The organism is Pseudarthrobacter sp. IC2-21, assembly GCF_034048115.1.
Classification (GTDB): Bacteria; Actinomycetota; Actinomycetes; order Actinomycetales; family Micrococcaceae; genus Arthrobacter; species Arthrobacter naphthalenicus.
In genome coordinates this window covers 1,019,819-1,044,228 of record NZ_CP139145.1, presented here as the reverse complement: position 1 = coordinate 1,044,228, position 24,410 = coordinate 1,019,819, and the positions used below count along the sequence as shown (strand labels likewise).

Annotated in this window: 23 protein-coding genes and 1 pseudogene; 13 read left to right on the top strand and 11 right to left on the bottom strand. The window is 67.9% G+C overall.

What is annotated here, in order from left to right; translation table 11 throughout:
* The first annotated feature begins 88 nt into the window (after positions 1-88).
* Together SBP01_RS04905 and SBP01_RS04900 are read left to right on the top strand one after the other, a co-directional pair.
* Entirely contained in the window at positions 89-1,045 is a 957-nt protein-coding gene (locus tag SBP01_RS04905; protein WP_320537674.1) for a lipid kinase, read from the top strand.
* On the top strand, positions 1,042-2,679 hold the full coding sequence (locus SBP01_RS04900; protein WP_320537673.1) for an alpha-amylase family glycosyl hydrolase: 1,638 nt from the start codon (positions 1,042-1,044) through the stop codon (positions 2,677-2,679). The genes SBP01_RS04905 and SBP01_RS04900 overlap by 4 nt, the downstream gene beginning before the upstream one ends.
* On the opposite strand, the gene SBP01_RS04895 is transcribed toward SBP01_RS04900, so the two are convergent.
* Together SBP01_RS04895 and SBP01_RS04890 are read right to left on the bottom strand one after the other, a co-directional pair.
* The gene (locus SBP01_RS04895) at positions 2,676-3,815 is read right to left on the bottom strand and encodes a hypothetical protein (RefSeq protein ID WP_320537671.1); all 1,140 of its coding nucleotides are present in this window, start codon (positions 3,813-3,815) and stop codon (positions 2,676-2,678) included. The genes SBP01_RS04900 and SBP01_RS04895 overlap by 4 nt on opposite strands.
* A 100-nt stretch (positions 3,816-3,915) precedes the next feature.
* Positions 3,916-4,335 carry a hypothetical protein gene (locus tag SBP01_RS04890; RefSeq protein WP_320537669.1) on the bottom strand — a complete coding sequence of 140 codons (420 nt, stop codon included), beginning with the start codon at positions 4,333-4,335 and terminating at the stop codon, positions 3,916-3,918.
* 675 nt (positions 4,336-5,010) lie between these two features.
* Between SBP01_RS04890 and SBP01_RS04885 the strand changes: the two genes are divergently transcribed.
* Positions 5,011-5,328, top strand: coding sequence for a hypothetical protein (locus tag SBP01_RS04885; protein ID WP_320537668.1), 318 nt, complete (start codon positions 5,011-5,013; stop codon positions 5,326-5,328).
* A gap of 44 nt (positions 5,329-5,372) precedes the next feature.
* On the opposite strand, the gene SBP01_RS04880 is transcribed toward SBP01_RS04885, so the two are convergent.
* A complete protein-coding gene (locus SBP01_RS04880; RefSeq protein WP_320537667.1) occupies positions 5,373-5,825 on the bottom strand; it encodes an OsmC family protein in 453 nt (150 codons plus the stop codon).
* Between the two features lie 75 nt (positions 5,826-5,900).
* Here SBP01_RS04880 and SBP01_RS04875 point away from each other — a divergent pair, with 75 nt between their 5' ends.
* Positions 5,901-7,259: an APC family permease gene (locus SBP01_RS04875; RefSeq protein ID WP_320537665.1), complete on the top strand. Its 1,359-nt coding sequence runs from the start codon at positions 5,901-5,903 to the stop codon at positions 7,257-7,259.
* Positions 7,260-7,340: 81 nt separating this feature from the next.
* On the opposite strand, the gene SBP01_RS04870 is transcribed toward SBP01_RS04875, so the two are convergent.
* The gene (locus tag SBP01_RS04870; RefSeq protein WP_320537663.1) at positions 7,341-8,213 is read right to left on the bottom strand and encodes a DUF1295 domain-containing protein; all 873 of its coding nucleotides are present in this window, start codon (positions 8,211-8,213) and stop codon (positions 7,341-7,343) included.
* 117 nt (positions 8,214-8,330) lie between these two features.
* Here SBP01_RS04870 and SBP01_RS04865 point away from each other — a divergent pair, with 117 nt between their 5' ends.
* Genes SBP01_RS04865 through SBP01_RS04855 form a run of 3 tightly spaced genes read left to right on the top strand, consistent with a single transcriptional unit; the run spans position 8,331 to position 11,133 of the window.
* Entirely contained in the window at positions 8,331-8,816 is a 486-nt protein-coding gene (locus SBP01_RS04865; RefSeq protein ID WP_320537662.1) for a MarR family winged helix-turn-helix transcriptional regulator, read from the top strand.
* Positions 8,813-10,690 (top strand): AMP-dependent synthetase/ligase, encoded by a 1,878-nt coding sequence (locus tag SBP01_RS04860; protein WP_320537661.1) that lies wholly within the window; start codon positions 8,813-8,815, stop codon positions 10,688-10,690. Before SBP01_RS04865 ends, SBP01_RS04860 begins: the two co-directional genes overlap by 4 nt.
* Positions 10,687-11,133, top strand: a complete 447-nt coding sequence (locus SBP01_RS04855) for a DUF2177 family protein (protein ID WP_320537660.1) — start codon at positions 10,687-10,689, stop codon at positions 11,131-11,133. Before SBP01_RS04860 ends, SBP01_RS04855 begins: the two co-directional genes overlap by 4 nt.
* Positions 11,134-11,156: 23 nt before the next feature.
* Here the strand turns inward: SBP01_RS04855 and SBP01_RS04850 are convergent, their stop codons facing one another.
* Positions 11,157-12,257 carry a class I SAM-dependent methyltransferase gene (locus SBP01_RS04850; protein WP_320537659.1) on the bottom strand — a complete coding sequence of 367 codons (1,101 nt, stop codon included), beginning with the start codon at positions 12,255-12,257 and terminating at the stop codon, positions 11,157-11,159.
* 176 nt (positions 12,258-12,433) lie between these two features.
* Positions 12,434-13,948 carry an MFS transporter gene (locus SBP01_RS04845; protein ID WP_320537658.1) on the bottom strand — a complete coding sequence of 505 codons (1,515 nt, stop codon included), beginning with the start codon at positions 13,946-13,948 and terminating at the stop codon, positions 12,434-12,436.
* A gap of 537 nt (positions 13,949-14,485) precedes the next feature.
* On the opposite strand from SBP01_RS04845, the pseudogene SBP01_RS04840 reads away from it, so the two are divergent.
* A pseudogene (locus SBP01_RS04840) lies at positions 14,486-14,746 on the top strand (glycerophosphodiester phosphodiesterase family protein); the annotation flags it as partial.
* Here SBP01_RS04840 and SBP01_RS04835 read toward each other — a convergent pair.
* Entirely contained in the window at positions 14,663-14,911 is a 249-nt protein-coding gene (locus SBP01_RS04835) for a hypothetical protein (RefSeq protein ID WP_320537657.1), read from the bottom strand. The pseudogene SBP01_RS04840 and the gene SBP01_RS04835 overlap by 84 nt on opposite strands.
* On the opposite strand from SBP01_RS04835, the gene SBP01_RS04830 reads away from it, so the two are divergent.
* From SBP01_RS04830 to SBP01_RS04815, 4 genes are all read left to right on the top strand, one after another.
* On the top strand, positions 14,895-15,212 hold the full coding sequence (locus SBP01_RS04830) for a glycerophosphodiester phosphodiesterase (protein WP_320537656.1): 318 nt from the start codon (positions 14,895-14,897) through the stop codon (positions 15,210-15,212). The two genes, SBP01_RS04835 and SBP01_RS04830, sit on opposite strands and share 17 nt — an antisense overlap.
* 37 nt (positions 15,213-15,249) lie before the next feature.
* Positions 15,250-16,143 (top strand): potassium channel family protein, encoded by an 894-nt coding sequence (locus SBP01_RS04825; RefSeq protein ID WP_320537654.1) that lies wholly within the window; start codon positions 15,250-15,252, stop codon positions 16,141-16,143.
* Positions 16,144-16,245: 102 nt separating this feature from the next.
* The gene (locus SBP01_RS04820; protein WP_320537653.1) at positions 16,246-17,001 is read left to right on the top strand and encodes a hypothetical protein; all 756 of its coding nucleotides are present in this window, start codon (positions 16,246-16,248) and stop codon (positions 16,999-17,001) included.
* Positions 17,002-17,059: 58 nt separating this feature from the next.
* Positions 17,060-18,619 (top strand): HD domain-containing phosphohydrolase, encoded by a 1,560-nt coding sequence (locus SBP01_RS04815; protein WP_320538285.1) that lies wholly within the window; start codon positions 17,060-17,062, stop codon positions 18,617-18,619.
* Positions 18,620-18,625: 6 nt separating this feature from the next.
* Here SBP01_RS04815 and SBP01_RS04810 read toward each other — a convergent pair whose 3' ends face one another.
* Genes SBP01_RS04810 through SBP01_RS04795 form a run of 4 tightly spaced genes read right to left on the bottom strand, consistent with a single transcriptional unit; the run spans position 18,626 to position 22,647 of the window.
* Positions 18,626-19,393, bottom strand: a complete 768-nt coding sequence (locus tag SBP01_RS04810) for an amino acid ABC transporter ATP-binding protein (RefSeq protein WP_275215250.1) — start codon at positions 19,391-19,393, stop codon at positions 18,626-18,628.
* Entirely contained in the window at positions 19,390-20,436 is a 1,047-nt protein-coding gene (locus SBP01_RS04805; RefSeq protein WP_320537652.1) for an amino acid ABC transporter permease, read from the bottom strand. Before SBP01_RS04805 ends, SBP01_RS04810 begins: the two co-directional genes overlap by 4 nt.
* A gap of 6 nt (positions 20,437-20,442) precedes the next feature.
* The gene (locus SBP01_RS04800) at positions 20,443-21,351 is read right to left on the bottom strand and encodes an ABC transporter substrate-binding protein (RefSeq protein ID WP_320537651.1); all 909 of its coding nucleotides are present in this window, start codon (positions 21,349-21,351) and stop codon (positions 20,443-20,445) included.
* 27 nt (positions 21,352-21,378) lie between these two features.
* Positions 21,379-22,647: an alpha-hydroxy acid oxidase gene (locus tag SBP01_RS04795; protein WP_320537650.1), complete on the bottom strand. Its 1,269-nt coding sequence runs from the start codon at positions 22,645-22,647 to the stop codon at positions 21,379-21,381.
* Positions 22,648-22,871: 224 nt separating this feature from the next.
* On the opposite strand from SBP01_RS04795, the gene SBP01_RS04790 reads away from it, so the two are divergent.
* On the top strand, positions 22,872-24,410 hold the full coding sequence (locus SBP01_RS04790) for a helix-turn-helix domain-containing protein (protein ID WP_320537649.1): 1,539 nt from the start codon (positions 22,872-22,874) through the stop codon (positions 24,408-24,410).

Here is a 24,410-nt window from a genome sequence, read left to right as displayed (position 1 = left end):
GTTCCCGTCGCTGAAACTTATGCGCCGCCGTCGTGGTTTCCGCCGACGCCATAGGAAACCCACAGGTCCGCCGCATACCATGGCGCACATGAAATCTCCCCGGGACGTCCGCTCCGCCGCCGTTGTCATCAACGCCGGATCCCGCCGCGGGGCGGCCCAGGAACTTGCCGTGGACACGATGCGCAAGGCAGGCGTGCCCATCTCCGCCGTGCACCCCGTGCTGTCCGGAAGCGAGCTGGCCGGGACGCTTGACCGGGTGCTTGCGGACGGGCACGACCTGGTGGTTGTCGGCGGCGGCGACGGGACGGTATCCTACGCCGCCGGCCGGGTTGCCGGTACCAACGTGGTACTCGGTGTTCTTCCGCTGGGCACCGCCAACGACTTCGCCCGCACACTGGAGATTCCGAGCAACCTTGCCGAGGCGTGCGCCACCATCGCAGAAGGCAAAGTGGTGGACATCGACCTCGGCCGGGCCAACGGCGAACCGTTCCTCAACGTCGCCTCGGTGGGTCTGTCGGTGTCCGTGACCGAAGCCCTCAGCCCCCGGCTGAAGCGGTACATCGGGCCGCTGGCCTACAGCATCGCCACGGTTCTGGCCTATGCCCGGCACAAGCCGTTCCGGGCCCGCCTCGAGTTCCCGGACGGCGACCACGAGCCGCTGGAGCTCGAGGACCTGCTGCAGGTGGCCGTCGGCAACGGCCGGCACTACGGCGGCGGCAACACGGTCTCCCCCACCGCCGGAATCGACGACCACCTCCTGGACATCTACGCCATCCTGGCCGGCCCGCTCCGGGAGCACGTGAGCATCGCACGGCTGCTCAAGGACGGCAGCTTCATCGAACACGACCGCGTGTACCACCTGACCAGCCGCCATGTCCGGCTGGTCACCGAGCCGCTGCTTCCGGTGAACCTGGACGGCGAGATCGCCGCCACCACGCCCACCGACTTCACCATCCAGCGCAACGCCGTCCACGTGGTGGTGCCCCAGAGCAGCACCAGCGCGCTGTTCGACGGACCTGGCGCCGCGGACCAACCACCGCAATGACGCACGACGGCGGCGCCCGCCTTCCAGGTCCGGTCACCGGGCAGTGGCGGGACTCCGCCGTGATCTATCAGGCGTATCCGCGCTCCTTCGCGGATGGCAACGGCGACGGCGTGGGCGACCTCGCCGGGCTCGCCGCCCGGCTGCCCTACATCGCGTCCCTCGGCGTGGACGGGATCTGGATGACCCCGTTCCAGCCCTCCCCGCAGGTGGACCAGGGCTACGACGTCAGCGACTACTGCGGCGTGGACCCGCTGTTCGGCACCATGGACGAGTTCGATGCGCTCCTGGCGCAGGCCCACGCGCTGGGCCTGCGGATCCTGCTGGATGTGGTCCCCAACCATTGCTCCTCGGCCCACCCGCTGTTCCAGGCCGCTGTGGCCGCCGGGCCCGGCTCGCCGGAGCGGGAACTCTTCCACTTCGTCGAGGGCCGCAGGTCCGGGCCCCGTTCGGTGTCTGACGTTCCGCCGAACAACTGGCAGAGCGTCTTCGGTGGCCGGGCCTGGTCCCGCGCCAACCCGGACTCAGACACGGACACCGACTGGTACCTGCACCTCTTCTCCCCCGGCCAGCCGGACTGGAACTGGCGGAACCCCGCTGTGGGCGACTACTTCGAAGGGGTGCTGCGCTTCTGGTTCGACAAGGGCGTGGACGGCCTCCGGATCGACGTGGCGCACGCCCTCTTCAAGGCCGTCGGCCTGCCTGACGCACCGTCCGCCACCGACGTGGTGGACGGCCTGCGGTCCAACCCGCTGGTTTCGGACCAGGAGGACGTCCATGAGGTGTACCGGCGCTGGCGCAGGCTCGCCGAGAAGTACCAGCCGCACCGCCTGCTGGTGGGCGAGGTCAACCTGGAACCCGCCCGGGCCGCCCGCTACACCCGCGCCGACGAGATGCACCAGGCGTTCGCGTTCGCGTTCGTGAAGCTCGGCTGGGACCCTCAAGCATGGGCTGCCGTGGGCTCAGAGCTGGAGGCCGCGCGGCAGCTTCATGGCGCGGCGCCCAGCTGGGCGCTGGAGAACCACGACATTGTCCGCTCCGTGACCCGGTTCGGCGGCGGGAACCTTGGCGCCCGGCGCGCACGGGCCGCGGTGTTGGCGCTGCTTGGCCTGCCCGGCGCCGCCTACCTTTATCAGGGCCAGGAGCTGGGCCTGCCGGAGGTGGATGTCCCGCTGGCGGCCCGGGTGGATCCGATGTGGGCGCGCGGCGGCATCACCCGCGACGGCGCCCGCGTCCCGCTCCCCTGGACGGAGTCTCCTTTGTTGAGCCACGGGTTTTCCTCGGCGCAACCGGCGGCGGCGCCCTGGCTGCCGCAGCCTGCCGGCTGGGGTTCCTACGCGGCCGAAACCCAGCAGCAGGACCCCGGTTCCATGCTCGCTCTGGTGACTGCCGCCGTCGGCCTCCGCCGCCAGTTGCGGGCGCAGGGCGTGTTCACCGCGGACGACGGCGGCAGCTGGCGGGTGGAGCCCGGGAACCTGCTGATCTGCGAACGCAGCCCCCGGTTCCTGGTTGCCGTGGCGATGGGAACCGAGCCGGTGCGCCTGCCGGCCGGGACTGTGCTGGCGACTGCGGCGCCGCTGGAAGCCGACGGCTGGCTGCAGCCGGACAATGCCGCGTGGGTGCTGCGGGAACCCTAGGACCGTGACCCGGGCCGCTCGGGAGCGTCCCGGCGTGGGGTCCTGCCGACCGGTTTCATCTCTGCTGCGAACCGAACCCCATCCTCAAAACTGGCCCCGTCCAGCCGCTTCACCAGGCACTTGGCCTGGCGGAGCACCCGGGATCTGTGGCCGGGCGCATCGGCGGCCAGGGCATCCAGGACGGTGTTCAGCCGTTCCAAAGACTGCCCGCCGATACGTTCCGTCCCGTTCCCCAGCCAGGTGCCGGCGTCGTGCACCAGCCCGTTCAAGGCCTCCCTGACGTCCGGGCGCTGCTCCGCGAGCATGGCCAGCGCGGGGCTGGCCGCGGCGAATTCCGCCCACCATGCGCCCAGGCCCGGGGACTCACGGAATGCTCCGTCCCGGAAGACCCGCATCGCATCGAAACTCCCGGCACGGGACTCCTCCTGCCGGGCCTCGCGGAAGGCACTGGACGAGAACAGCGTCTCAAGATGGCAGTCCAGCTGCGGGAAGCCGCGGAACACCCCGCTGATCTCCCAGTCCCCATCCCCGGATTCGTCCCCGGACCACCGCCGATTGATCGGGATCGCCGGCGTGGCCACCAGCTCATCGGTGGTGGTGGTGAACGCTTCAGTGCCGATTCCGTCGTCGTTGTTCCCGAACGTCCCGTACCAGATCAGCTCCCACCCGGACATGGCGTTCTTGACCGCTGCCTTGACCGACGTGGCGGCCGAGGCCTTCACCTCCTCGATCGCGTCCTTGATCTGCTGCGGAGTGGGTGCCGCCAGCGCGTGCTGGAAACTCGCGGCCACCTTGACCACCGCCAGCTGGACAGCATCCACAAACGCCGCGTACCCCGTGTTCGCCAGGGAGTCCGGCCAGCCGTCCTCCTCCATGAGGGACACCACCACACCGGCGAAAGCGGGGAGATCGTCTTCGCCGAGCAGGGCGCGCAGCCCGGCATCGTTGACGGGGATGGGTTTCAGCTTGGTGGACCAGAGGCCGACGGCGTCCGGCACCGGAACATCATCCCCTGCATCCACGTCCGTGTTGCCCAGGTTCCCGTGGCTTCCGTTGCTGGAAACGATGGTGGGTGAGCCGATCAGCCCGGACCCGGCCTCCACGGCGAAGTTGTCCCCATCGACCTTGAAAAACACGGTCCAAATATACGGCTCCGCGTTTCCCCACCCATCGCCCTCATCATGGCAATGGACATTCTGCAGCACCGTTTCCAAATTCAGTGTGGCGCGCATGGAATTACTTCCCGCTACCGTCATCAAGCATGGGCTGTTCTTCTTCACCGGGTAACGGCCGGTGCACCGGCCCGCGGATTTGGCGGCGGGCCATGGATTGAATCCTCGGCGCTTCAGCCGTAACCGTCAGGCCTGAAACAGCGGACGCGGCGCAGCGGCCCGAAGAACTCAACTTGCTGGTAAAACACATTCGCCCCGGACCGTACTGGGTACTGCCCCAGATATTGAAGGAAAAGGCCCACCAGCTGTAAAGAATTCCGTTTTCGCAGCCTTTCAGATGGCTGGCCAGCCCGTAGCCGGTCTCCTCAACCCAGCTGAAGTCATAACACCACTTGGTCACTTTGCGCGTGCACGTATCGAACCATTCCCAGGGCCACGCCCCGGGACACCAATACGTTTCCGTTACCACTACTTGCTGCGGCATGGCCGTCTCCTGACACTCCGCCGGCCGTGCTGCGGGCAGGCCGACATCCCGGCATGACGCCGGGGCAACACGATAATTAGGACCGGTTCCGCTTCCGGAACCGGGGCAGGCGCAAAAGCCTGTTAAGGAAAGCGGCGCGCTGTTCACAGCTGCTGCACGGCGGGATTCCGGCCAAGGTTGTCAGATCCTTAACCGCATCGCCCAGCCCGATGCTCTCCCCGTCACTTATCCAAAAAGGAATTATTCGCCGGTCCTGCCAGTGGCGGGACCGCGCAGGCCATTCCTGAAATTGATTGCGGGCCATAACCGATCCCTTTTTGAATGTCACCGGCAGGGCTTTTGCCTTTTCGGCTGCCGCTGCCTACGGTTCAATATCATCCTCGTCGCTGAGCGGGCCGTCAATGGTTTTTGCGTTGATTACTAAAGTCGTTGGATACTCTCATTTTCGCCGCTTCTCGGCCGTTCCCATGCTTGTTCGGTAGCACATGACTCCAGGCGAACGGAGATGAATACCCACCGGAAGGAGGCCGACGACGGCACCCCGCGTCGCCGTCGGCCTCCCTTTCAGTGCGGTGCCGGGACAGCCGCCCGGTTAGGGCATTTGTCCCCTGTTCGCCGACCGACGCCGGGACTAGTCTCAGCCGCATCAGCATCCACCGCCGTCGAGGAGCCGTCATGCCCGGGTTTGTGCAGATCATCGAATTCAAGTCCTCCCGCATCAAGGAGATCGAAGAACTGGGCCGTCCCTCCAGAACCGAGGGAAGCACTGCGCCCACGTTCCGCCGCATTGTTGCCACGGCGGACCGGGACCACCCCGGGACCTATTTCACCATCGTCGACTTCGATTCCTTCGACTCCGCGATGGAAAATTCCGGCCGGCCCGAAACATCGGAGTTCGCAGCAAAGATGGCGGAACTGTGCGATGGGCCGGTGATTTTCCACAATCTCGATGTCATCTGGGAGGACACCGGGGACGGGGCGGACAACGGCTAGGGGCAAGACACCGGCCTGCTGCAAATGACCCGCCGGTGGTGCCGTCAGCCCTCGGTGTCACCCACCGCGACGTGGACCTCGTTGGTGACGGCGGTGCCGTGCTCCACGGTCCGTGAGACGGTGCAGTACTTCTCGTGGGAGAGGTCCACCAGCCGTTCCACCATCCCGGCGGCCTTCTGTCCCTCGTCCGTATCGGGGAAGGCCAGGTTGAAGGTCAGGTGCAGCCCGTCCACCCGGTTGGCACCGTCCTCCACCACCTTGTGGCAGGTGGCCGAGACCTGGAAGGCCGTGGGCTCGGCACTCCGCGCCGTCACGGTGTCCACGTCGATGGCCGAACATCCGGCGATCGCCGCCAGGAGCAGCTCCACCGGGCTCAGCAGGCCCTCGCCGTGGCCGAATTCAAGTTCCGCGCCAGCGGCATTACGCGCCACGTAACGAGCCGTGGCCGTGCGGGTCAGCTCGACGGAACGCAGCGTGGGGTCTTCTGTTTCGCTCATGGGACCATGATGCCACCGGTGAGGCCGCGGGGCCGGGATGCCGTTTCCGTGCACCCGGCGCCGCTGAGGAGCAGAATGATCCCCATGGACCTGCAGGCACCTGCCCCGGACACCGGAACGCTGCGGCGCAGCATCTCCCTGGGCCAGCTCATCTTCTTCGGCCTGGTCTTCATCGGGCCGGCCGCCGCGGTGGGGATCTTCGGCACCCTGGATGCAAAATCGTCAGGCGCGGTGGCAACGGTGTACGTCATCGCCACACTGGTTATGGGGTTCACCGCGCTCAGCTACATGCGGATGTCCCGGGAGGTCCCGCGCGCCGGTTCGGTCTTTGCCTACGCGGGAGCGGGCATCGGCCCGCGGGCCGGCTACGTCTCCGGCTGGATGATCCTGCTGGACTACCTGCTCATCCCCTCCGTCGCCTACATGTTCACCGGGATCGCCCTGAATTCACTGTTCCCGGCCGTCCCCATCTGGGCCTTCGTGGCGGTGGCGGTCCTGGCCACCACGGCCCTCAACCTCGCGGGGGTTCAGGTCGCCTCCAAGGTGATCACCGGCGTCGTGCTCCTGGAAGTGCTGGTCCTGTTGGTGGTGCTGGTGTTCGGAGTCTGGGTGCTGGCGTCCCACGGACCCACACGGCCCTGGCTGAGCCCGTTCACGGGGATTGGCGGCTTCTCAATTACCGCGGTCCTGGCGGCGGTCTCCGTGGCCGTCCTGTCCTTCCTCGGCTTCGACGCCCTGGCCACCTTCGCCGAGGAGGCCAAGGGCGGCGTCCGGATGGTGGGCCGCGCCACCATGCTGTGCCTGGCGGTGGCCGGGATCCTGTTCGTGGCGCAGAGCTACGTCGGCGCCCTGCTCTCCCCCACCAGCCCGGCGGAACTTGCCGCCAACCCCGCCCTGGAAGGTGCCGCCTATTACAACGCGGTGGACACCAGCATCGGCCCGTGGCTGCACTGGCTGCTGGCCCTGTCCAAGGCCGCGGGCGCTGCCTTCGCGGCGATGGTGGGCCAGGGCGCGGGCAGCCGCATCATCATGGACATGGCCCGCGAACGGCGGCTGCCCCGCGCCCTGGCCACGGTCTCCGCCCGCACCGGGGTGCCCGTGCGCAGCATCCTGCTCGCCGCGTCCGGGAACATCATTGTGGCCGTGTGGGCGGCCACCCGCGGCGACGGCCTGGACATCCTCAGCTCGGCCGTCAACGTCGGGGCCATGACCGCGTTCATCCTGCTGCATGCCTCGGTGATCGGCTACTTCCTGGTCAAGAAGCTGGGCCCCGGCCCAGGGAACTGGTTCCTCCACGGTGCAGTTCCCGCCGTCGGGGCCGCCTTTTTGGTAGTGGTGCTGGCGTCCGCCACGCCTGTTGCCCTGACGGCGGGACTCATTTGGTTTGTGCTGGGCCTGTTCCGGCGGCGGAAAGGCGTCGAGTCCCGCGCCTGACGCGGCCCGGCGCGGCGCAGCCCGACGCCTGACCCAGCCCGCGGCCCGCGGCCCGCGGTTCCTGGTTACCCTAACGACCCTCTACTTGAGCCCCGGGATCAGCACCGGGGTGTTCCGCTTGTAGGCCTCGTAGTCGGCCTGGCCGCCCCACTTCCGCTCGGCCTTCTTCTCCAGCATGGGGATGCCGCTGGCCTTGGTGAGCAGCAGCGCCACAAACACGGGGGAAATCAGGGCCACCCACTGCCAGCCTTCCAGCACCGGAACCGCGATCAACAGCACGCCGATCCACAGCACAATCTCGCCGAAGTAGTTGGGGTGCCGGGACTTCGCCCAGAGCCCGGTGGAAATGAACCTGCCCTCGTTGGCCGGGTCCGCCTTGAACCGGCTCTTCTGGTTGTCCGCCACCACTTCGATGCCGAACCCGACTGCCCACACCAGAACACCGGCCAGCGCCCACCAGTCCAGCGCCACCCGCGTGGCCGACGTAATGGCGATCCAGGCCGCCGCCGCGGTGAGGACCACCCACAGCCCCTGCACGGTCCAGGTGTTCAGGAAGCGGACAAAGGAGGGCTTGATTTCGTCAAAGCGATCGTCCTTGCCGTGCTTGGTGACCCGGCGGAACAGGAAGGTTCCCAGCCGCAGCGCCCACACCATCACCATGGCCGCCAGCAGCCAGCCGCGGGCGTCCATGGCCGGGCTGAGCAGCACCAGGAACAGCGTGATGCTGATGTACGTCAGCGCGCCGGTGAAGTCGTAAAACCGCTCCGTCTGCGCCCTGAACGCCGGGATGAACGCCAGCCACTGGATCAGGAAGGCCGCGGCCACCCCCAGCCCGAACAGCGGCCAGCCGCCCACAGCGGCACCGCCCTGACTGCCGGCAACCGCCACCAGCGCGCCGACGAGCACCACCACCGGCAGCACGATGGCCGCCTTGCGTTCTGATTCCTTGGTCATCAAAGCCCCTTTCCCGCCCGCAGCCCTTGCCGGACATAACGCTAGCCAGTCATTATGCTAGGCCAGCTAATATTCAAACCGATTTGATGGTTCCACAGTATTGGGTATTATGAGTACATGCAAACGCAACAAGATGGGACGGTGGAAGCCACGTCCTTTCACCCGGCCGCATTCATCCTGCAGGGGATGTTCGCGCTCGCCAATGAGACCGAACGCGAGGTGGCACGCACCCTGGGCCTGAACCTCACCGATTACCGTGCCCTCTCGGTGCTGGCCCAGGTGGGCCCGGTGACGGTGGGAAAGCTCGCCGAGGAACTGGGTGCTACCGCAGCCACCACCACCGCGATCGTCAGCCGGCTGGAAGCCCACGCCTACGCGGTGCGGCTTCGGAGCGCCGAGGACCGGCGGCACGTGCGGGTGAACGTCACCCCCGCGGCATCCCGAGACATCATGGATCTGATGCGGCCCCTGGTCGCCGCCACCAGCACGTACCTGTCGGCGCTCCCCGCCGCAGACCAGGCCGTGGTGGAGGCCTTCCTCCACGCCGCTGCCGGCCAGATGCAGGCCCATTTGAACGCACTTTCACAAAAGGATGCCCGTTGAGAGAGATCACCTCCCCGCCCCTGGTGTCCACCGCCGGCCACCGGAACGCCACCGACCTGCTGATGCAGCGGTTCCGGTCAGACCCCGGGCACGTCGCCTTCGAGGTGCGCTCCGCGGGAGCCGCGATCACCGATCCCTGGCGGCAGGTGACCACGCAGCAGTTCGTCCACGAGGTCCGGGCCCTGGCCAAGGGCTTTATCGCCGCCGGACTGCAGCCGGGCGAATCGCTCGCCATCATGTCTCCCACCCGCTACGAATGGGCCCTGGCGGACATGGCGGCGTGGTTCGCCGGCGCCGTCGTGGTTCCCATTTACGAGACGTCCGCCCTGCCCCAGGTGACCGCCATCCTCAAGGACGCCGAGGTGCGCCTCGCCGTGGCGGGCAGCGCCGCGCACGCCCTCCTGCTGGAACAGGGATTCGAGCAGGCCGGGACGGCCTGCCTCGGCGTGTGGACCATGGACGCCCGCCAGGTCAGTGACCGCGCAGACCTTGCCGGGCTGGCGGCGGCGGGCGCGCACGTCTCCGATGCCGCCGTCGAGCAGCGCCGCCTGCTGGCGGATCTGGACTCGGTGGCCACCATCGTCTACACCTCCGGCACCACCGCGGCGCCCAAAGGAGCCCTCATCACCCACGGCAACTTCGTGGGCCAGGTGCTGAACGTGGCCGCCGCGTACACCGAGGTGGTCCGGGGTGACGGGAACACCATCATTTTCCTGCCCATGGCCCATGTGCTGGCGCGCGGACTCCAGCTGATCTGCCTGGCCAACGGCATGCGCATCGCGCACCTGTCCGATCCCCGGGACGTGGTTCCCGCCCTCGGCGCACTGAAGCCCACGTTCCTGGTGGTGGTTCCCCGCGTGCTGCAGAAGATCCAGGCATCCGCCGCGGCCGCCGCCGCGAAAAAGAAACTCGGGCCGGTGTGGGCTTTGGCGCAGCGCACCGCCGTGGAGTGGGGCAGGTTTGCAGAAGCGCACGACGCCGACCCCACAGTGCGTGCCCCGTTCGGCCTGCGTGCCCGGCATGCACTGTTCGGCCGCCTCTTCTACAAGCGGCTTCGGACGCTGGTGGGCGGCCGGCTGGACTTCCTGCTCTCCGGCGCCGCCGCACTCGATGCCGAGCTGTCCCTGTTCTTCCGCGGCCTGGGCCTTCCGGTCATCGAGGGCTACGGGCTGACGGAGACCACCGCCCCGCTGACCGGGAACATGCCCGGGTCCATCAAGGCTGGCTCCGTGGGTGTCCCCATGCCCGGCACCACGGTGCGCATCTCGGAGCAGGGCGAGGTGCTGGCCCGCGGGGTTGGCGTTTTCGCCGGTTACCGCCGGGCCGCCGACAACGCCGAGGCCTTCGCAGACGGGTTCTTCCGCACGGGCGATCTCGGGGCCCTGGATGAGCGGGGCCGGCTTACCCTCACGGGCCGGAGCAAGGACGTGATTGTCACCGCCGGCGGCAAGACCATCTCGCCCGCCATCTGGGAAGGCTATGTGGAGGGGGACCCGCTCGTGGCACACGCGGTGATGGTGGGCGAGGGCAAGCCCTACCTCGGCGGACTGGTGCTGCTGGACCCCGAGTCCGTGGCGGCCTGGGCCGAGCGGGAGGGCATTTCCGATCTGGCCGGCCTCCGCATTCCGCACGGCGGCGGCGCGGTGCAGATCGACGACAGCCGGCTCCTGAGCGCCATCGGCAAGGCAGTCAACGCCGCCAATGCGAAGATCGCCCGGTCCGAGCAGGTGCGCCGCTTTGTCCTCCTGCTCACGGACCTCAGCGAGGCCAACGGCTTCGTGACCCCCACCATGAAACTCAAGCGCGGCGCCTTCACCGAACACGCCCGCCCCATCGTCGAAAAACTCTATGCCGAATCAGGGAGGCGCGCATGAACGCCCAGGGCAACGCCCCAGTCAGAAAGTGGTTGCTGGCCTACGCGGTGGCCGCGGTGCTGTTTGCCGTGCTCGACGTCCTCTGGATCACCACCGTGGCCAGCCGGCAGTACGAAAGCCAGATTCCGGGCCTGCTGGCTGACAGCCCCAACATGGCCGGCGCCGCAGCCTTCTATCTCATCTATGTCGCGGGGATAGTGCACTACGGCATCAGGCCGAACCAGCAGCGGGCCACCATGCGGCAGCGGGTGGCCGGCGGGGCGCTGTTCGGCTTCTTCACCTATGCCACCTGGGCGCTCACCGGGCTGGCCGTCCTCAAGGACTTCCCCGTCCTCGTTGCGGTCACCGACATTGCCTGGGGCGTCGCGGCCTGCAGCGCCGTCACCTGGCTCGCGGCCAAGCTCTTGAAGCTGGGCCGCGTCAGGCACCCTTCCGCGTCCTAGGGACAAGTCCATCGCCCCCCGGACTACCGGGGAACAAGCCGCCAGAGGGACGTGACCTCGGCGGAGCGTGCCTGGAACAGCGGATCGTTGGGGTCCGATGCCTTCGCATGCGTTGGCCGGGTGTCGAGCCGTTCCGTCACTTTCAGGCCGGCCGCTTCGATGGCGGTCAGCAGGTCCTCCCGCGAGCGCAGGCCAAGGTGTTCGGCCAGGTCGGAGAGGACCAGCCAGCCTTCACCGCCGGGCTCCAGGTGGGCGGGGAGTTCGTTCAGGAACCGGAACAGCATCCTGCTGCCGGGGTCGTAGACGGCGCTGTCCAGGGACGAATGCGGCGTGGCCGGAATCCAGGGCGGGTTGCACACGATCAGCGGTGCGCGTCCGGGCGGAAACATGTCCGTCAGGACGGCTTCGGCACGGTCCGCGACGCCGAGGTTCCGGAAGTTCTCGGCGGCGCAGGCGATGGCGCGCGGCTGGTTGTCGGTGGCCACCACGCGGCGGACGCCGCGGCGGGCGAGGACGGCGGCGAGCACCCCGGTGCCGGTTCCGACGTCGAACGCCAGCGTGTCAGCCGGCAGCGCAGCGGTGGCCACGAGGTCCACGTACTCACTGCGGGTGGGGAAGAACGTGCCGTAGTGCGGGTGGATCCGGCCCTGCAGCGCCTCGACGTAGACGCCGTTCCGCCGCCACTCGTGCGCGCCGATGGCCCCGACCAGCTCATGCAGGGACACCACGGACGGTTCGCCGATCTCACCGTACGCTTCCGCGGCGGCCTCCCGGATGTCCGGTGCGCGGCGCAGCGGCACCACCGGGCCGGGGTCAAGGGGAATCAGCAGCAGGCCGAGAATGCGTGCCCGGTGCGAGGCGGCCTGGCGGTGCCGGTAGAACTGATCGGCCGGGGTTCCTGCGGTCTTCTTTCCGGCGCCTACCCGCCGGTCCAGGGCGTTGAGGATCTGCCGCGCGTTGTGGAAGTCACCGTGCCAGAGCATCGCGACCCCCTGGGATGCCATCCGGTTCGCGTCATCGGCCGTGAGGGAATCGTCCACCACTTCCACCCGCGTGGGCGCCGGCCGGCCGTTCGCCGAACGCCAGCGCGCGGTCCTGCTCTCACCGGCCTCGGTCCAGGTCACGACGGCGGGTTCCTCCGCCGCAGGGGTGTGCGCGGACGCGGGGGTGCTGGCGGGAGCTGCTGGGTCAGTGCTGATAGAGGTTCCATTCCGGGAAATTCGGGGGCCGGAGTCAGGCCCTGGTCGATGGCCCCGGGGACCCTTGAGCTACCTTGTCAGGATACAGGGGCGCCGCCCCGTCACCGCTCCCCCGCCCTGCCTTCGGATCCCGCATGCGCCGCCCTTGCGGCCTCGTATCCGGGGCCGAACGGCAGCGTGGCCATGTCCAGCAGGGGGTTGGCGTCCTGGGTGGCCACCAGTTCGCGGGCGGCCTGCTCCGAATCCACGCTGGGCATCGACCCGGGCAGATGCCGCCGGGCGGATTCGGGCAGGAAGTAGATGGTGACCGCGGCGATGGCCGAGGTGGCCATGAGGTAATACGCGGGCATCAGGTCGTTGCCCGTCAGTTGGATCAGGCTGGCAATAATGAACGGCGTGGTGCCGCCGAAGATGGCCACGGCAAAGTTGTACGCGATCCCCATGGCCCCGTAGCGGTGGGCCGTGGGGAACAGCGCCGGCAGCGCGGAGGCGAGGTTGGCCACGTAGAACGTGACCGGGAAGGCCACCAGGGCCAGGCCGGTGACCGTGGCCGGAATGGTTCCGACGGAGATCAGGGTGAAGGCCGGCAGCGCCAGGACCACCGTGCTGATGGCACCTATCCACAGCACCGGGCGCCGGCCGATCCGATCCGAAAGATGACCGGTCAGCGGAATGCACAGGGACATGACCACCAGGACCGGGATGGTCAGGAGGGTCCCGTGGATTTCGTCGTAGCCCTTGTTGGTGGTCAGGTACGTGGGCATGTAGGAGGTCAGCGCGTAGCCCACCGTGTTGGCGGCGGCCACCAGGATCATGGCCAGCACGATCCGCTGCCAGTGGGCCTTGAGGATCCCCACCGGGCCCAGGGGCCCGAGGACCTCACCGGTTTCAGGATGCCTGGCCGTCTCCGCCTCGGCCTCAAGGGTTGCCCGGAACGCCGGCGATTCCTCAATTTTCATCCGGAAGTAGATCGCAATGATGCCCAGGGGCCCGGCAATCAGGAACGGAATTCGCCAGCCCCAGGCCTCCATCCCGGCCTGGCCCAGGATCAGCTGGAGGACGGACACCAGACCGGCGCCCAGGGCGAAGCCCAGATAGCTGCCCATGTCCAGGAAGCTGACAAAGAAGCCGCGGCGGTGGTCCGGGGAGTGCTCACTGACGAACGTAGTGGCGCCTGCGTACTCGCCCCCGGTCGAAAACCCCTGCACCAGCTTGGTGACCACCAGCAGCACGGCGGCCCAGATGCCGAGGACCGAGTACCCGGGGAGCAGGCCGACGGCGAACGTGACCGCGGCCATGAGCATAAGGGTCATGGCCAGGACCTTCTGCCGGCCGATCTTGTCGCCCAGCCAGCCGAAAAACACCCCGCCCACCGGGCGGGCGATAAACGTGGCCCCGAACGTCCCCAGCAGGAACAGGTTCTGCACGGCTTTGTCCGCTTCGGGCAGGAACACCGGCCCCATGGTGGTGATCAGATACCCGAAGACCCCCACGTCGTACCATTCCATCGTGTTCCCGACGATGGTCCCGCCCAGCGCTTTCCGGAGCGTCCGGTGGTCAACAACATTGACGTCTGAGACGCGGAGCCGGCGCTTCTGCAGAGGTTGCCGTGTCATGGCTGCCCCACCGCCGCATCGAAACTACCCCACAGCTGGCATTCAGGCACTTGTACCTCCAGTGGACACACGCCACCGACGGATGGCGCCGTCTTTGGCATTGGACTCGCGATGCTGGCGAAGCCCGGGTGTCCGGCAACCGTGCCGGGCTGACAGGAAGAGCCGAATGGTCAAGGTGCGGACGGAACCCTGCGTTCAGTCCCGGCCCAGGTCCCATGGCGGCTGATTTTATGTGCTTCGACCATTCTGGCACCGCCACCCGGGCGCATCAATGAAATCCGGGGAGGAAACCACCCATGCGCCACGTCCTGACTGCCGCGGCAGCCGCCGCCCTCATCGCCGCGATGGCGAGCCCCGCCGTCGCTAGCCCTGACACCCAAACCGGCACGCCGTCGTCGAACGCTGCCGGCGCCGCAACCTCCGCCCTGAACGTCAACGAACGCAACGGGTCCTTCGACCTGCAGAGCCACCGCGGCGGCCGCGGCGAGTGGACCGAAGAGTCCCTCACCGCCTTTCGCCAACTCCCTGAAGCTGGGCGTGACCACCCTGGAGCTGGACACCCACCTGACCGACGACGGCAAGGTCATCGTCTGGCACGACGACACCATCCAGGCGAACAAGTGGGTCGACACCGCACCGGCCACCGCCGGCGACCCCGAGTTCCCGTACGTGGGCGACCGCGTGGCCGAGCTGTCCCTGGCCCAGGTCAAGACCCTAAACTGCGGCTTCATGCAGCTGCCCGGCTACCCGGACCAGGACGTCATCGAGGGCAACCGGATCGCCGAGCTCAAGGACGTGTACCAGCTGGCCCGCGACACCAACGCCGCGAAAGTCCGCTTCAACGTGGAAACCAAGGTGAACGACAGCGAGATCGGCGGCGCCGGCATGGAGTCCCTCACCCGGGCTGACCCTGGTGGCACTCTCCAGCGGCGACGCCTGGATGGGCGTGGGCCAGCCCGGCAAGAGCCCCAACCTGGGCGGCATCGACATCGACGACTACAACGGTTCGCTTCCCAAGGCGGCAGCCGCCCTGGGGTACGACGCCGTCTCCCCCACGTTCCGTTCCGTCACCCCTGCGATGATCACCGATGCCCACGCAGTGGGGCTGCCCGTCATCCCCTGGACCGTGAACACCACCGCGGACATGGCCCGCCTGATGGACCTGGGCGTGGACGGCATCATCACCGACTACCCCACCCGGCTGCGCACCCTCATGGAGGAACGCGGGCTGAAGCTGCCCAAGGCGTACGAGGCCGAGGGCTAATTTCCCCGGCGTGGCCGTGCCGCTTCTAAGATGAGGGATGGACTTCGAGGACACGCTCTGGACGGTCTTGGGCGCCGGGCTGGTTCTGCTGATGCTCGTGGACGTCTTCCGTACGCTCCTTTACCCGCACGGCTCCGGGCCCCTGGGCCGGGCGATCATGCGCGGGTTCTGGCTGGTGTCGCGGAAACTGCGGGGCCGGGGCACGTTCATCGCAGCGCCCCTGGCGATGGCGGCCGTCATCGGTGCATGGGCCGGCCTGGCGGCCGTCGGCTGGGCCCTGCTCTACCTGCCCCACCTGACGGACGGTTTTGTTTATGGTGCCGGGGTTCCGCTGCAGGCCGACTTCGCCGAAGCCCTCTACATGTCCCTGGTCACGCTCTCCACGGTGGGCTTCGGCGACATCGTGGCGGCGCATCCGGTGCTCAGGCTGGTGGTTGCCCTCGAGGCCGTCACCGGATTCGGGTTGCTGACAGCGACGGTCACCTGGATCCTGCAGACCTTCCCGGCCCTCAACCGCCGCCGGGCGCTTGCCCATCAGCTGAACCTGCTCCGGGAAGCCGCGGGTCCGGCCGGCCTCCTGGCGGTGAACCCGGCTCACGCGGCCGGACTGCTGGAGTCCATCGCCGGGAACGTGGCGTCGGTGAGCATAGACCTCCTCGCGTTCCACGAAACCTACTACTTCCGTGAAATTGAGCAGCGCGGTTCCCTGCCGGCCACGGTGGCCTACGCCCAGGAGCTGGCATCCCAGGCGCAGCGCAGCGAGAACGCTGAACTCCAGTTCGCCGGCCGGATGCTCCATGCCGCCCTCGAAGGACTCGCCGAAGTCCTGCGCGGCAAATTCGGCCACGCCGGAACCACATCCGCCGATGTGTTCGACAGCTACGAACTGCACCACCGGCACGTGCGGCGCCGGAATCCCGGCGCAGAATAGCGTCCGGCACCCGCGGGCCAGGTGGGCCAACATGGGGCAATTGCCCCATGCCCCTGCCGCCGCCCGGTCATAGGCTCGGGTCATGGAGAAAAGGAGGCGGCCATGACCATCTACCAGCCGCAGACATCAGCAGAGGCAACACCGAAACTTGCCGAACTTCCGGACGACGCCGCCGAGCATTTCGCCGGCTACGCCGTCCTGGGCCTACCCTTCAGCACTGGCCACTACCTGGCCTTCCGGGATTTTCCGGTCAGCTCCGTGGGCCCCGGCTACCGCTCCGTCTGGCACCGCACACCCGCCGGCGAGTGGACCATCTACGCCAACACCGCACCCGAGTTCAGCTGCGCCCGATACTTCGGGACGGCCGTCCAGCACACGGTGGAGACCGACGTCGAGATCCAGTGGAGCGGGCCGTTCACCGTCCGGATCACGGTTCCCGGCGCCGTTGACTGGCGCCTGCAGCTAGGCACGTCCGCGGCCACCAGGATGCTGACGGCCATGGCCGCGCGGATGCCGGAACGGCTCTGGCGGAACGGGCTGGTGCTCCGGGCCATGGGAGCATTCGCCGGCCCCATCCTAAACGCCGGCCGGATGAAGGTCTCGGGTGTGGTGCCGAACGGCCAGACGTTCCAGGCCCAGCCGCGGCAGTTGTGGCTCGTGACGGAGTCCCGGGCCACCATCCAGGGCGCGGACGCGGGAGTCCCGGCGGCACTGCCGGTCCAGGACCACCTGGCGGACTTCTGGCTTCCGCAGAGCGGCCTGTTCGGGGCCCGGGTGGGCGTCAGGTTCCCGTCCACCGCGCCTCCAGCCGGACCCGGTCCTGTCCGGGTAAAGGCCGGGAAGAAACAGGCGGCATAACCGCCGCGAGCGTGGTCCCTACTGCCTTGGCTGACGGCTTTCTAGAATGGCAGGTGTGATGCAGTCGCCGGCTGCGCCCCGCCGCAGCGAAGTCCTGGCCGCGCTGTCGCTCGCCATCGATCTGGGGCTCGGGCAGCCGATGGAGCACATGCTGCGCGCGTCCCTGCTGGCGCTACGGATCGCCGGGGCAGCGGGGGTTGACGCCGCCGGCCAGGGCAGGATCTACTACGCCAACCAGCTGGCCTGGATCGGCTGCCACGCGGACTCCTTTGAACTGGCCGCGTTGTTCACGGACGATATCGCCTTCCGCGCCGACTACTACAACCGCGACCAGCACGGCCTGCCCATGTACGCCGGCATGTTCAGCCACGCCGGTGCCGGCCTCCCGCCGCTGGCCCGTGTTGCCCGCTGGACGCGTTTCGCGGCGACGGGCAGCGGTGCGGTGCGGACCATGATTGCCTCGCACTGCGTCTCCGCCGGGGTGCTGGCCAGCAGTGTAGGCCTCGACGACGGCGTGGCAGGCCTGCTCGCCCACACCTTCGAGCGGTGGGACGGCAAGGGCCTGCCGGCGGGCGTGTCAGGGCTGGACATCCCGTTGGAGATGCGGATCATGCAACTCGCGGACACGGCCGAGGTCTTCCTGCGCCGGGAGGGGCTGGCCGGGGCGGTGGCCATGGTCCGGGCGCGCCGCGGCAGCCAGTTCGATCCGGCGCTGGCCGGGCTGTTCCTCGACCAGGCCGGTGCACTCACCGCAGGGCTTCTCGACGTCGACTGCTGGCGGGCGGCCCTTGACCTGGCTCCCGCTGACGCTCCCCTGTCCGGCGGCCAGCTGGATGCGGTGCTCCGCGCGATCGGCGACTTCGCAGACCTCAAGTCTCCCTACACGGCCGGGCATTCCCGCGCCGTGGCGGCCCTCGCCGCCGCCGCCGGCAAGGAGCACGGGCTGCCGGCGGGCGACGTCGGGGAGCTCCGCCGTGCAGGCTGGGTGCACGACCTGGGCCGGTTGGGGGTGTCCAACCAGGTGTGGGACAAGAAGGAGCCCCTCACCGGGCTGGAGCTGGAACGCATCCGCATGCACCCGTTTCTGGGCGAGCGGATCCTCAGCCGCGTTCCCGGGCTGAAGGGCGAGGCGGCCCTCACCGGCGCACACCACGAGCGGCTCGACGGGTCAGGCTATCCACGCGGGCTGGGTGGAGCGGAGCTGGGGATCAGGCAGCGGATCCTGGCGGCTGCCGACTCCTACCATGCCTCCCTGGAGCCACGTCCGCACCGGCCTGCGCTCACGCCGGCTGATGCGGCTGCCCGGCTCCGGCGGGAAGTTTCAGCAGGAAGGCTCGGCAGCGAAGCGGTGGAGGCCGTGCTTGTGGCGGCCGGCCAGCAGCCCCGCCGTCCGCATGCCGCCGCGGGCGGACTCACCCCGCGGGAAGTGGAAATCCTCGGCATGCTCTGCCGCGGCATGACGCCGGCCGAGATCGCCGGCGCCCTGTTCCTTGCCCGGAAGACCGTCCGCAACCACGTGGAGCACATCTACACCAAGATCGGTGCAACCAATAGGGTGGGTGCCACGTTGTTCGCGATCAGGAACGGCCTGACCGAGTACGGAGTCCCAACCACCTAGCGGCTGTCACAGGACCTTGGAGAGGAACTCCTTGGTGCGCCCGTGCTGCGGATTGCTCAGGACCTGCCGGGGCGGGCCGGCCTCCACCACCACGCCTTCGTCCATGAACACCAGGGTGTCCGCCACTTCGCGGGCGAACCCCATCTCATGGGTCACCACCACCATGGTCATGCCGCTCTTGGCCAGTTCCTTCATCACCTCGAGCACCTCCCCCACCAGTTCCGGGTCCAGGGCGCTGGTGGGCTCGTCGAAGAGCATGAGCTTGGGGTCCATGGCCAGGGCACGGGCGATGGCCACCCGCTGCTGCTGCCCGCCGGAGAGGTGCGCGGGGTAGGCATCACCTTTGTCCGCCAGCCCCACGCGGGCCAGCAGCTCGTTTGCACGGGCGGTGGCCTTGGCCTTGGACAGGCCCTTCACCCGGATGGGGGCCAGGGTGATGTTTTCCATCGCCGTCAGGTGCGGGAACAGGTTGAAGCGCTGGAACACCATGCCGATTTCCCGGCGCTGCAGGGCCGCTTCGGAGAGCTTCTGCTCATAGAGCTTGCCGCCCTTTTGGCGGTAGCCCACCAGTTCGCCGTCAATGGAAAGCCGGCCGGCGTCCACCCGTTCCAGGTGGTTGATGCAGCGCAGGAACGTTGACTTGCCCGAACCGCTGGGCCCCACGATGCACAGGACCTGGCCGCGGGCCACTTCCAGGCTGATGCCGCGCAGAACCCGGTTGGTACCGAAGTTCTTCGAGACCTTCTCGGCCAGGACCATGGGCACGTCCGTCATCCTTTTCCTCCAAAATCGTTGCCGAGCGGGGCGCCCGGCTCCCCCGGAAGCACTGTCCCGGGGATCGCCGCGGAGCCCGCCTCGGATGCCGTATCCGACGCCGGCGATTTCCTTCCAGCGTCTGCCCGGCCGGTGCCGCGGGAGAACCGCTTCTCAATGAAGTGCTGGCCCACCATCAGCACCGAGGTGAAGAGCAGGTACCAGAGGGATGCCACAATCAGGAGCGGCACGGGGGTGAAGGTCACCGCGGAGATGCCGCGGGAGACCCCGTACAGGTCGATGCTCAAGGGGATGGCCGCCACCAGGGAGGTGGTCTTCAGCATGGAGATGACTTCGTTGCCGGTGGGCGGAATGATGATCTTCATGGCCTGGGGCACCACCACAAAGCGCATGGTCTGGCCCCAGGACAGCGCCAGCGCGGTGGCGGCTTCCTCCTGGCCGCGGTCCACGGACAGCAGGCCCGCCCGCACAATTTCAGACATGTAGGCGGCCTCGTTCAGGCCCAGGCCGATCACGGCGGTGATGAAGAGGTTGGTGAAGATTCCGTTGGGAATGGTGACCCACGGGTCCATGAACGGGATGCCGATGGTGAACACCGGATAGATCAGGGACACCAAGCCCCAGAAGACCAGCTGCACGTACACCGGGGTCCCCCGGAAGATCCAGATGTACAGCCAGGCGATGTTCTTCAGGACCGGGTTGGGCGAAAGCCGCATGATGGCCAGCACCAGGCCGATCACGATGGCGCCCAGCATGGCGTAGACGGTCAGCGACAACGTCACCCAGGCCGCCGCGCTGATCCGGCGGTCGAAGATGTACTTGCCTACATCCGCCCAGCCGTAATCCGGGCGCTGGGCGGCGTCCAGCACAAACACCGCCAGCCCCAGCACCAGGATGACGGCAAAGAAGTTCCGCCAGGGGTGGCGCAGCGGAATGGCGACGATCGCCTCCGGCGGGGCATCGTCCACCGCCCGCCCGCCTCCGCTCCGCGGGCCGCCGCCCGGTCCCGCCTGGGTCATCCCGTCGGATTCCGCCCTGCTCATGTTCTGTTAACCCTTGGCCGCCACGTTGAGATCCGCCTTCTTGATTCCGCCGGCTTCCACGCCCCACTTGGACAGGATCTTGGTGTAGCTGCCGTCGTCGATCAGGGTCTGGAGCGCCTTCTGCAGCGCGGGGGTGAAGTCGCTGCCCTTGGCCACCGGGATCCCGTAGGGGGCCACCTCGAACGCGTCCCCGGCGGTCTGCAGCCTGTCCTTGGTCTTGGAGATCGCGTACAGGGTCACGGGCGAGTCGGCGCTCATGGCGTCCACCTGCCCCACCGCCAGGGCGTTGGTGGCCTGGTCCTGGGCGTCGAACTTGAAGATCTGGATGGCCGGTTTGCCGGCGTCGGTGCAGGCCTTGGACTTCTTGGGCACTTCGTCGGTGTCCTCGTACGTGGTGGCCTGGACGGCCACCTTCAGCCCGCAGGCGTTGTTGGGGTCCACGGTCTTGCCCTTGGCGGTAGCCCACTGGATCCCGGCGGAGTAGTAGTAGACGAAGTCCACCTGCTTTTCGCGTTCCACGGTGTCCGTGAACGAGGACATCCCCATGTCATCCTTGCCTGCGCGCACGGCCGGCAGGATGTTGTCGAAGGTGCCGATATCGAAGTTGACCTTCAGGCCCATCACCTTGCCCAGGGCGTTGGTGAGGTCCACGGACCAGCCCGCGGGCGCGCCGTTATCGTCTTTGAACTCGTTGGGCGGGTAGTTGTTGGCCATGCCCACGTTGAGCACCCCGGCGCTCTTGATCTTCTCCGGGAGCATCGCGGCCACGTCGTCGTTCTTTTTCACGTCGACGGCGGCGGCACTGCCGCTTGCCCCGGCCGAACCGGTGGCAGCAGGCTGGCTGTTGTCCACGCAGCCGGAGAGGGCAAGCGCGGTGGCTACGGTGAGGACGGGGAGTATGTATCGGGTGCGCATGGCTTCCTTAGCTTTCAGAGATTCTTTTTAGGTGGTGCCTGATGGTGCTTTTTCAAGAATTTCGCCGGAAGAGCGGATGTCACGCAGGATTTCCCCACCCCGTGCTTTCAGCTCGGGAATGCTCGAAACGCCTACCAGCGTCATGGTACGCCTGAGTTCGTCCGCGAGGATATCAATCACCCGCTCCACGCCGGGCGTGCCGGCGGCCACCAGCCCGTAGAGGTACGCCCTGCCGATGGAGCAGGCGTCGGCGCCCAGCGCCAACGCCTTGAAGATGTCGCTGCCGCGGCGGATTCCCGAGTCCACATAGATCTCCAGCGCGTCCCCCACCCGCTGGCGGGACTCCTGGAGCACGTCCATGGGGCTGAGCATGTGATCGAGCTGGCGGCCGCCGTGGTTGCTGAGCTGGACGGCGTCCAGGCCGATCCGGGCCGCCTGGGCAACATCGGCCGGATTGACGCAGCCCTTGAGCACGATCCTGCCGGACCAGGCTTCGCGCAGCGCTTCGAGTTCCTTCCACCCGCTGGCGGCGTCGGAGTGGCCGAGGATGTGCTGCCACATGGACGGGGTCACCATGGACGTGGCCGCGGCACTGCGGGGATCCAGGTTGGGGAAGCTGATCCCGTCCGCCTTCAGGAAGTTGATCCACCAGGACGGCCGCCGGGCGATGTCCGCGACGGTGGAAAGAGTCAGTGCCGGAGGTGCCGTAAAGCCGTTGCGCAGGTCCCGTTCCCTGGACCCGAGGGCCCGGATGTCGACGCCGACAATCAGGGTGGTGAATCCGGCGGCTTCGCAGCGCGCGAGTTTGTCCCGGGCGGCCAGGGCATCGGAGCCGAGCCCGAAGTTGAACCAGCGGTCCAGTCCGGGATGGTCCTTGGCAATGGTTTCCATGGCCACGGTGCTCAGCCCGGCGAGTCCGTAAGGGATGCGGGCGTGCGCGGCGGCCGCCGCGACGGCGGACTCCCCCGCGGGGTGGAACAGGCGGGTGGCACCGGTGGGGGTCAGCGTCAGGGGCAGTGCACTGGTCTTGCCGAGCAAGGCGGTGCTGGTATCGGGGCCGTCAACCGGGCCCCACCGGGGCATCAGCGCCCAGGAGTCGAAGACGGCCCGGTTCCGGCGCAGCGTCACTTCGTCCTCGGAGCCGCCGTCGAGGTAATCGAAAATGCCCGCAGGCAGGACTTTCTTGGCCGCCTTGCGGTACTCCTCAACACTGAAAGCGTTGGCCAGCACCCGGCGCTGCCTGGACAAAACAGGCGCCCTGAACTGGATGAGTTCCCGCGCTTCGCTGATCTTCAATCTTGGCCTTCCACTGCCGAAGTTGCTTTCTTCAGCGTAGGAAGCACACGGCCGTGTAACTATGGAGATTCAGACAAGGTAAGGGGTCAGGCATTAGCACTTACTACCAAAGACAGGATGCCGGAGAAATACCGGGCAGTGCCGCTGCCCTGCAGAACCCGGGCCTGCCCACCCTTGCTGATGTGGCCCGGTCCACCAGTTCGGAAATCCTTAGCCTCGTGGACATGCCCACTGATTCCCGGCAGCCGGTTTCCGGCTCGGTGCTCTACGATTCCACCGCCGTTCCGGCGAACTTTCCCGGCGCGGTTGCGCTGGCCATCGGCCTGTCCCTCACCGGAAAACGGCTGCGGGCCAAAATCCAGGAGCTCCACCACGCCGGATATGTGGCAATCGTCTATAAATCCAACGGCAAACCGGACGCCGTACTCCGGGCCGCGGCCCGCGAAGCCGGGATGGCCCTTTTCCGGGCCTCCGACACGGTCCCCTGGAACCAGCTCGCGGAAATCATGGACGCGGCCGTGGTCCCGCACCGCCGGTCCGGCCGCACCCTCGTGGACATCCGTCCCGGGGATCTGTTCGATCTGGCCAACACCGTAGCCGCCCAGGCCGGGGGCGCGATCGCCATCGCCGATCCCGATCAGACGATCCTGGCCTACTCGACCCTCCCGGACCAGCCCATCGACGAGACGCGGCGCAGTTCCATCCTGAATCTGCACGTGCCCCATTCCGCGCAGACCGACAAGGACTACCGCCGCGTTCACGCGGCCGCGGAAGCGCTGGAGGTGGCCACCGAGGACCCCCTGCTCCGGCGGACCGCCATCGCCATCCGCGCCGGCGCCGAGGTCCTCGGCTCGCTCTGGCTCCTGGAGCGCGCCGAGCACCACCATGAGGACGCGGCCCGGATTCTGGGCGAGGCGGCGAACGTCGCCGCGCTCCACATCCTGCACAAGCGCACCTCCTACGTCTCCAACCTCACCCGTCAGATGGACATGGTCCAGCCGCTGCTGTTCGAGCCCCAACGCGCCGAACTCGCCGCCATCCGGCTGGGCATCTCGGCAGCTTCCGTCCGGGTGGCCGCGGTGAGCGGCGGCCCGGCGGACGCGGGCGCCGCCGAAACACTGCAATCGCGCCTCAAGCTCTTTGACACCGTTCGGACCGCCTGCGCCGTCCGGCTGCCCTCGGCCGTCTGCGGGCTGGCGGACGGCATCGTGTACATCGTCCTGCCGCAGGGCGAGGAATCCTCCCGGCAGTTCCAGCGTGGCGCGGTGCTCAAAATCGTCCGGAACGCGCGGCGGCTGCTCGGCCGCCCGGTGGTGGCTGCACTGGGGATCGCGGCCCCGATCGGCAGGCTTGAGCAGTCCCGGGTCAACGCCGAGCTGGTCCTCTCCGAACTGGTCCGCAACGTGGTGGAAGGACGCATTCCCGACGATTCCGACGAGGTGGTGGCTGACGACGAATCCCTGGGCCCGCGCCTGCAGCTGCGCCAGATTGCCTCGTCATTGACGGCCTCAGGCCAGCTGCCCGGAACCCAAGCCGCGCGGATCGCGGCGTACGACGCACAGCATAAGAAATCCTTCGAATCCACTGTTGCGGCCTACCTGGACTCCGGCGGAAACGCGATCGAAGCGGCCAGGATGTTGGCGGTGCACGTCAACACCGTCCGTTACCGTCTCTCCCGGGTGCAGACGCTGTTCGGCCTGGATCTCGACGACCCCGAAACGCGCCTGCTGCTGTGGCTGCAGCTCTGGGCCCGGAACAATTAG

Coding starts and splice junctions, on each gene's coding strand:
- SBP01_RS04865 (WP_320537662.1), top strand. CDS start 8,331: ATGCAAACGCAACAAGATGGGACGGTGGAAGCCACGTCCTTTCACCCG.
- SBP01_RS04885 (WP_320537668.1), top strand. CDS start 5,011: ATGCCCGGGTTTGTGCAGATCATCGAATTCAAGTCCTCCCGCATCAAG.
- SBP01_RS04905 (WP_320537674.1), top strand. CDS start 89: ATGAAATCTCCCCGGGACGTCCGCTCCGCCGCCGTTGTCATCAACGCC.
- SBP01_RS04800 (WP_320537651.1), bottom strand. CDS start 21,351: ATGCGCACCCGATACATACTCCCCGTCCTCACCGTAGCCACCGCGCTT.
- SBP01_RS04900 (WP_320537673.1), top strand. CDS start 1,042: ATGACGCACGACGGCGGCGCCCGCCTTCCAGGTCCGGTCACCGGGCAG.
- SBP01_RS04820 (WP_320537653.1), top strand. CDS start 16,246: ATGACCATCTACCAGCCGCAGACATCAGCAGAGGCAACACCGAAACTT.
- SBP01_RS04825 (WP_320537654.1), top strand. CDS start 15,250: ATGGACTTCGAGGACACGCTCTGGACGGTCTTGGGCGCCGGGCTGGTT.
- SBP01_RS04810 (WP_275215250.1), bottom strand. CDS start 19,393: ATGACGGACGTGCCCATGGTCCTGGCCGAGAAGGTCTCGAAGAACTTC.
- SBP01_RS04875 (WP_320537665.1), top strand. CDS start 5,901: ATGATCCCCATGGACCTGCAGGCACCTGCCCCGGACACCGGAACGCTG.
- SBP01_RS04870 (WP_320537663.1), bottom strand. CDS start 8,213: ATGACCAAGGAATCAGAACGCAAGGCGGCCATCGTGCTGCCGGTGGTG.
- SBP01_RS04890 (WP_320537669.1), bottom strand. CDS start 4,335: ATGCCGCAGCAAGTAGTGGTAACGGAAACGTATTGGTGTCCCGGGGCG.
- SBP01_RS04815 (WP_320538285.1), top strand. CDS start 17,060: ATGCAGTCGCCGGCTGCGCCCCGCCGCAGCGAAGTCCTGGCCGCGCTG.
- SBP01_RS04805 (WP_320537652.1), bottom strand. CDS start 20,436: ATGAGCAGGGCGGAATCCGACGGGATGACCCAGGCGGGACCGGGCGGC.
- SBP01_RS04880 (WP_320537667.1), bottom strand. CDS start 5,825: ATGAGCGAAACAGAAGACCCCACGCTGCGTTCCGTCGAGCTGACCCGC.
- SBP01_RS04845 (WP_320537658.1), bottom strand. CDS start 13,948: ATGACACGGCAACCTCTGCAGAAGCGCCGGCTCCGCGTCTCAGACGTC.
- SBP01_RS04855 (WP_320537660.1), top strand. CDS start 10,687: ATGAACGCCCAGGGCAACGCCCCAGTCAGAAAGTGGTTGCTGGCCTAC.
- SBP01_RS04790 (WP_320537649.1), top strand. CDS start 22,872: ATGCCCACTGATTCCCGGCAGCCGGTTTCCGGCTCGGTGCTCTACGAT.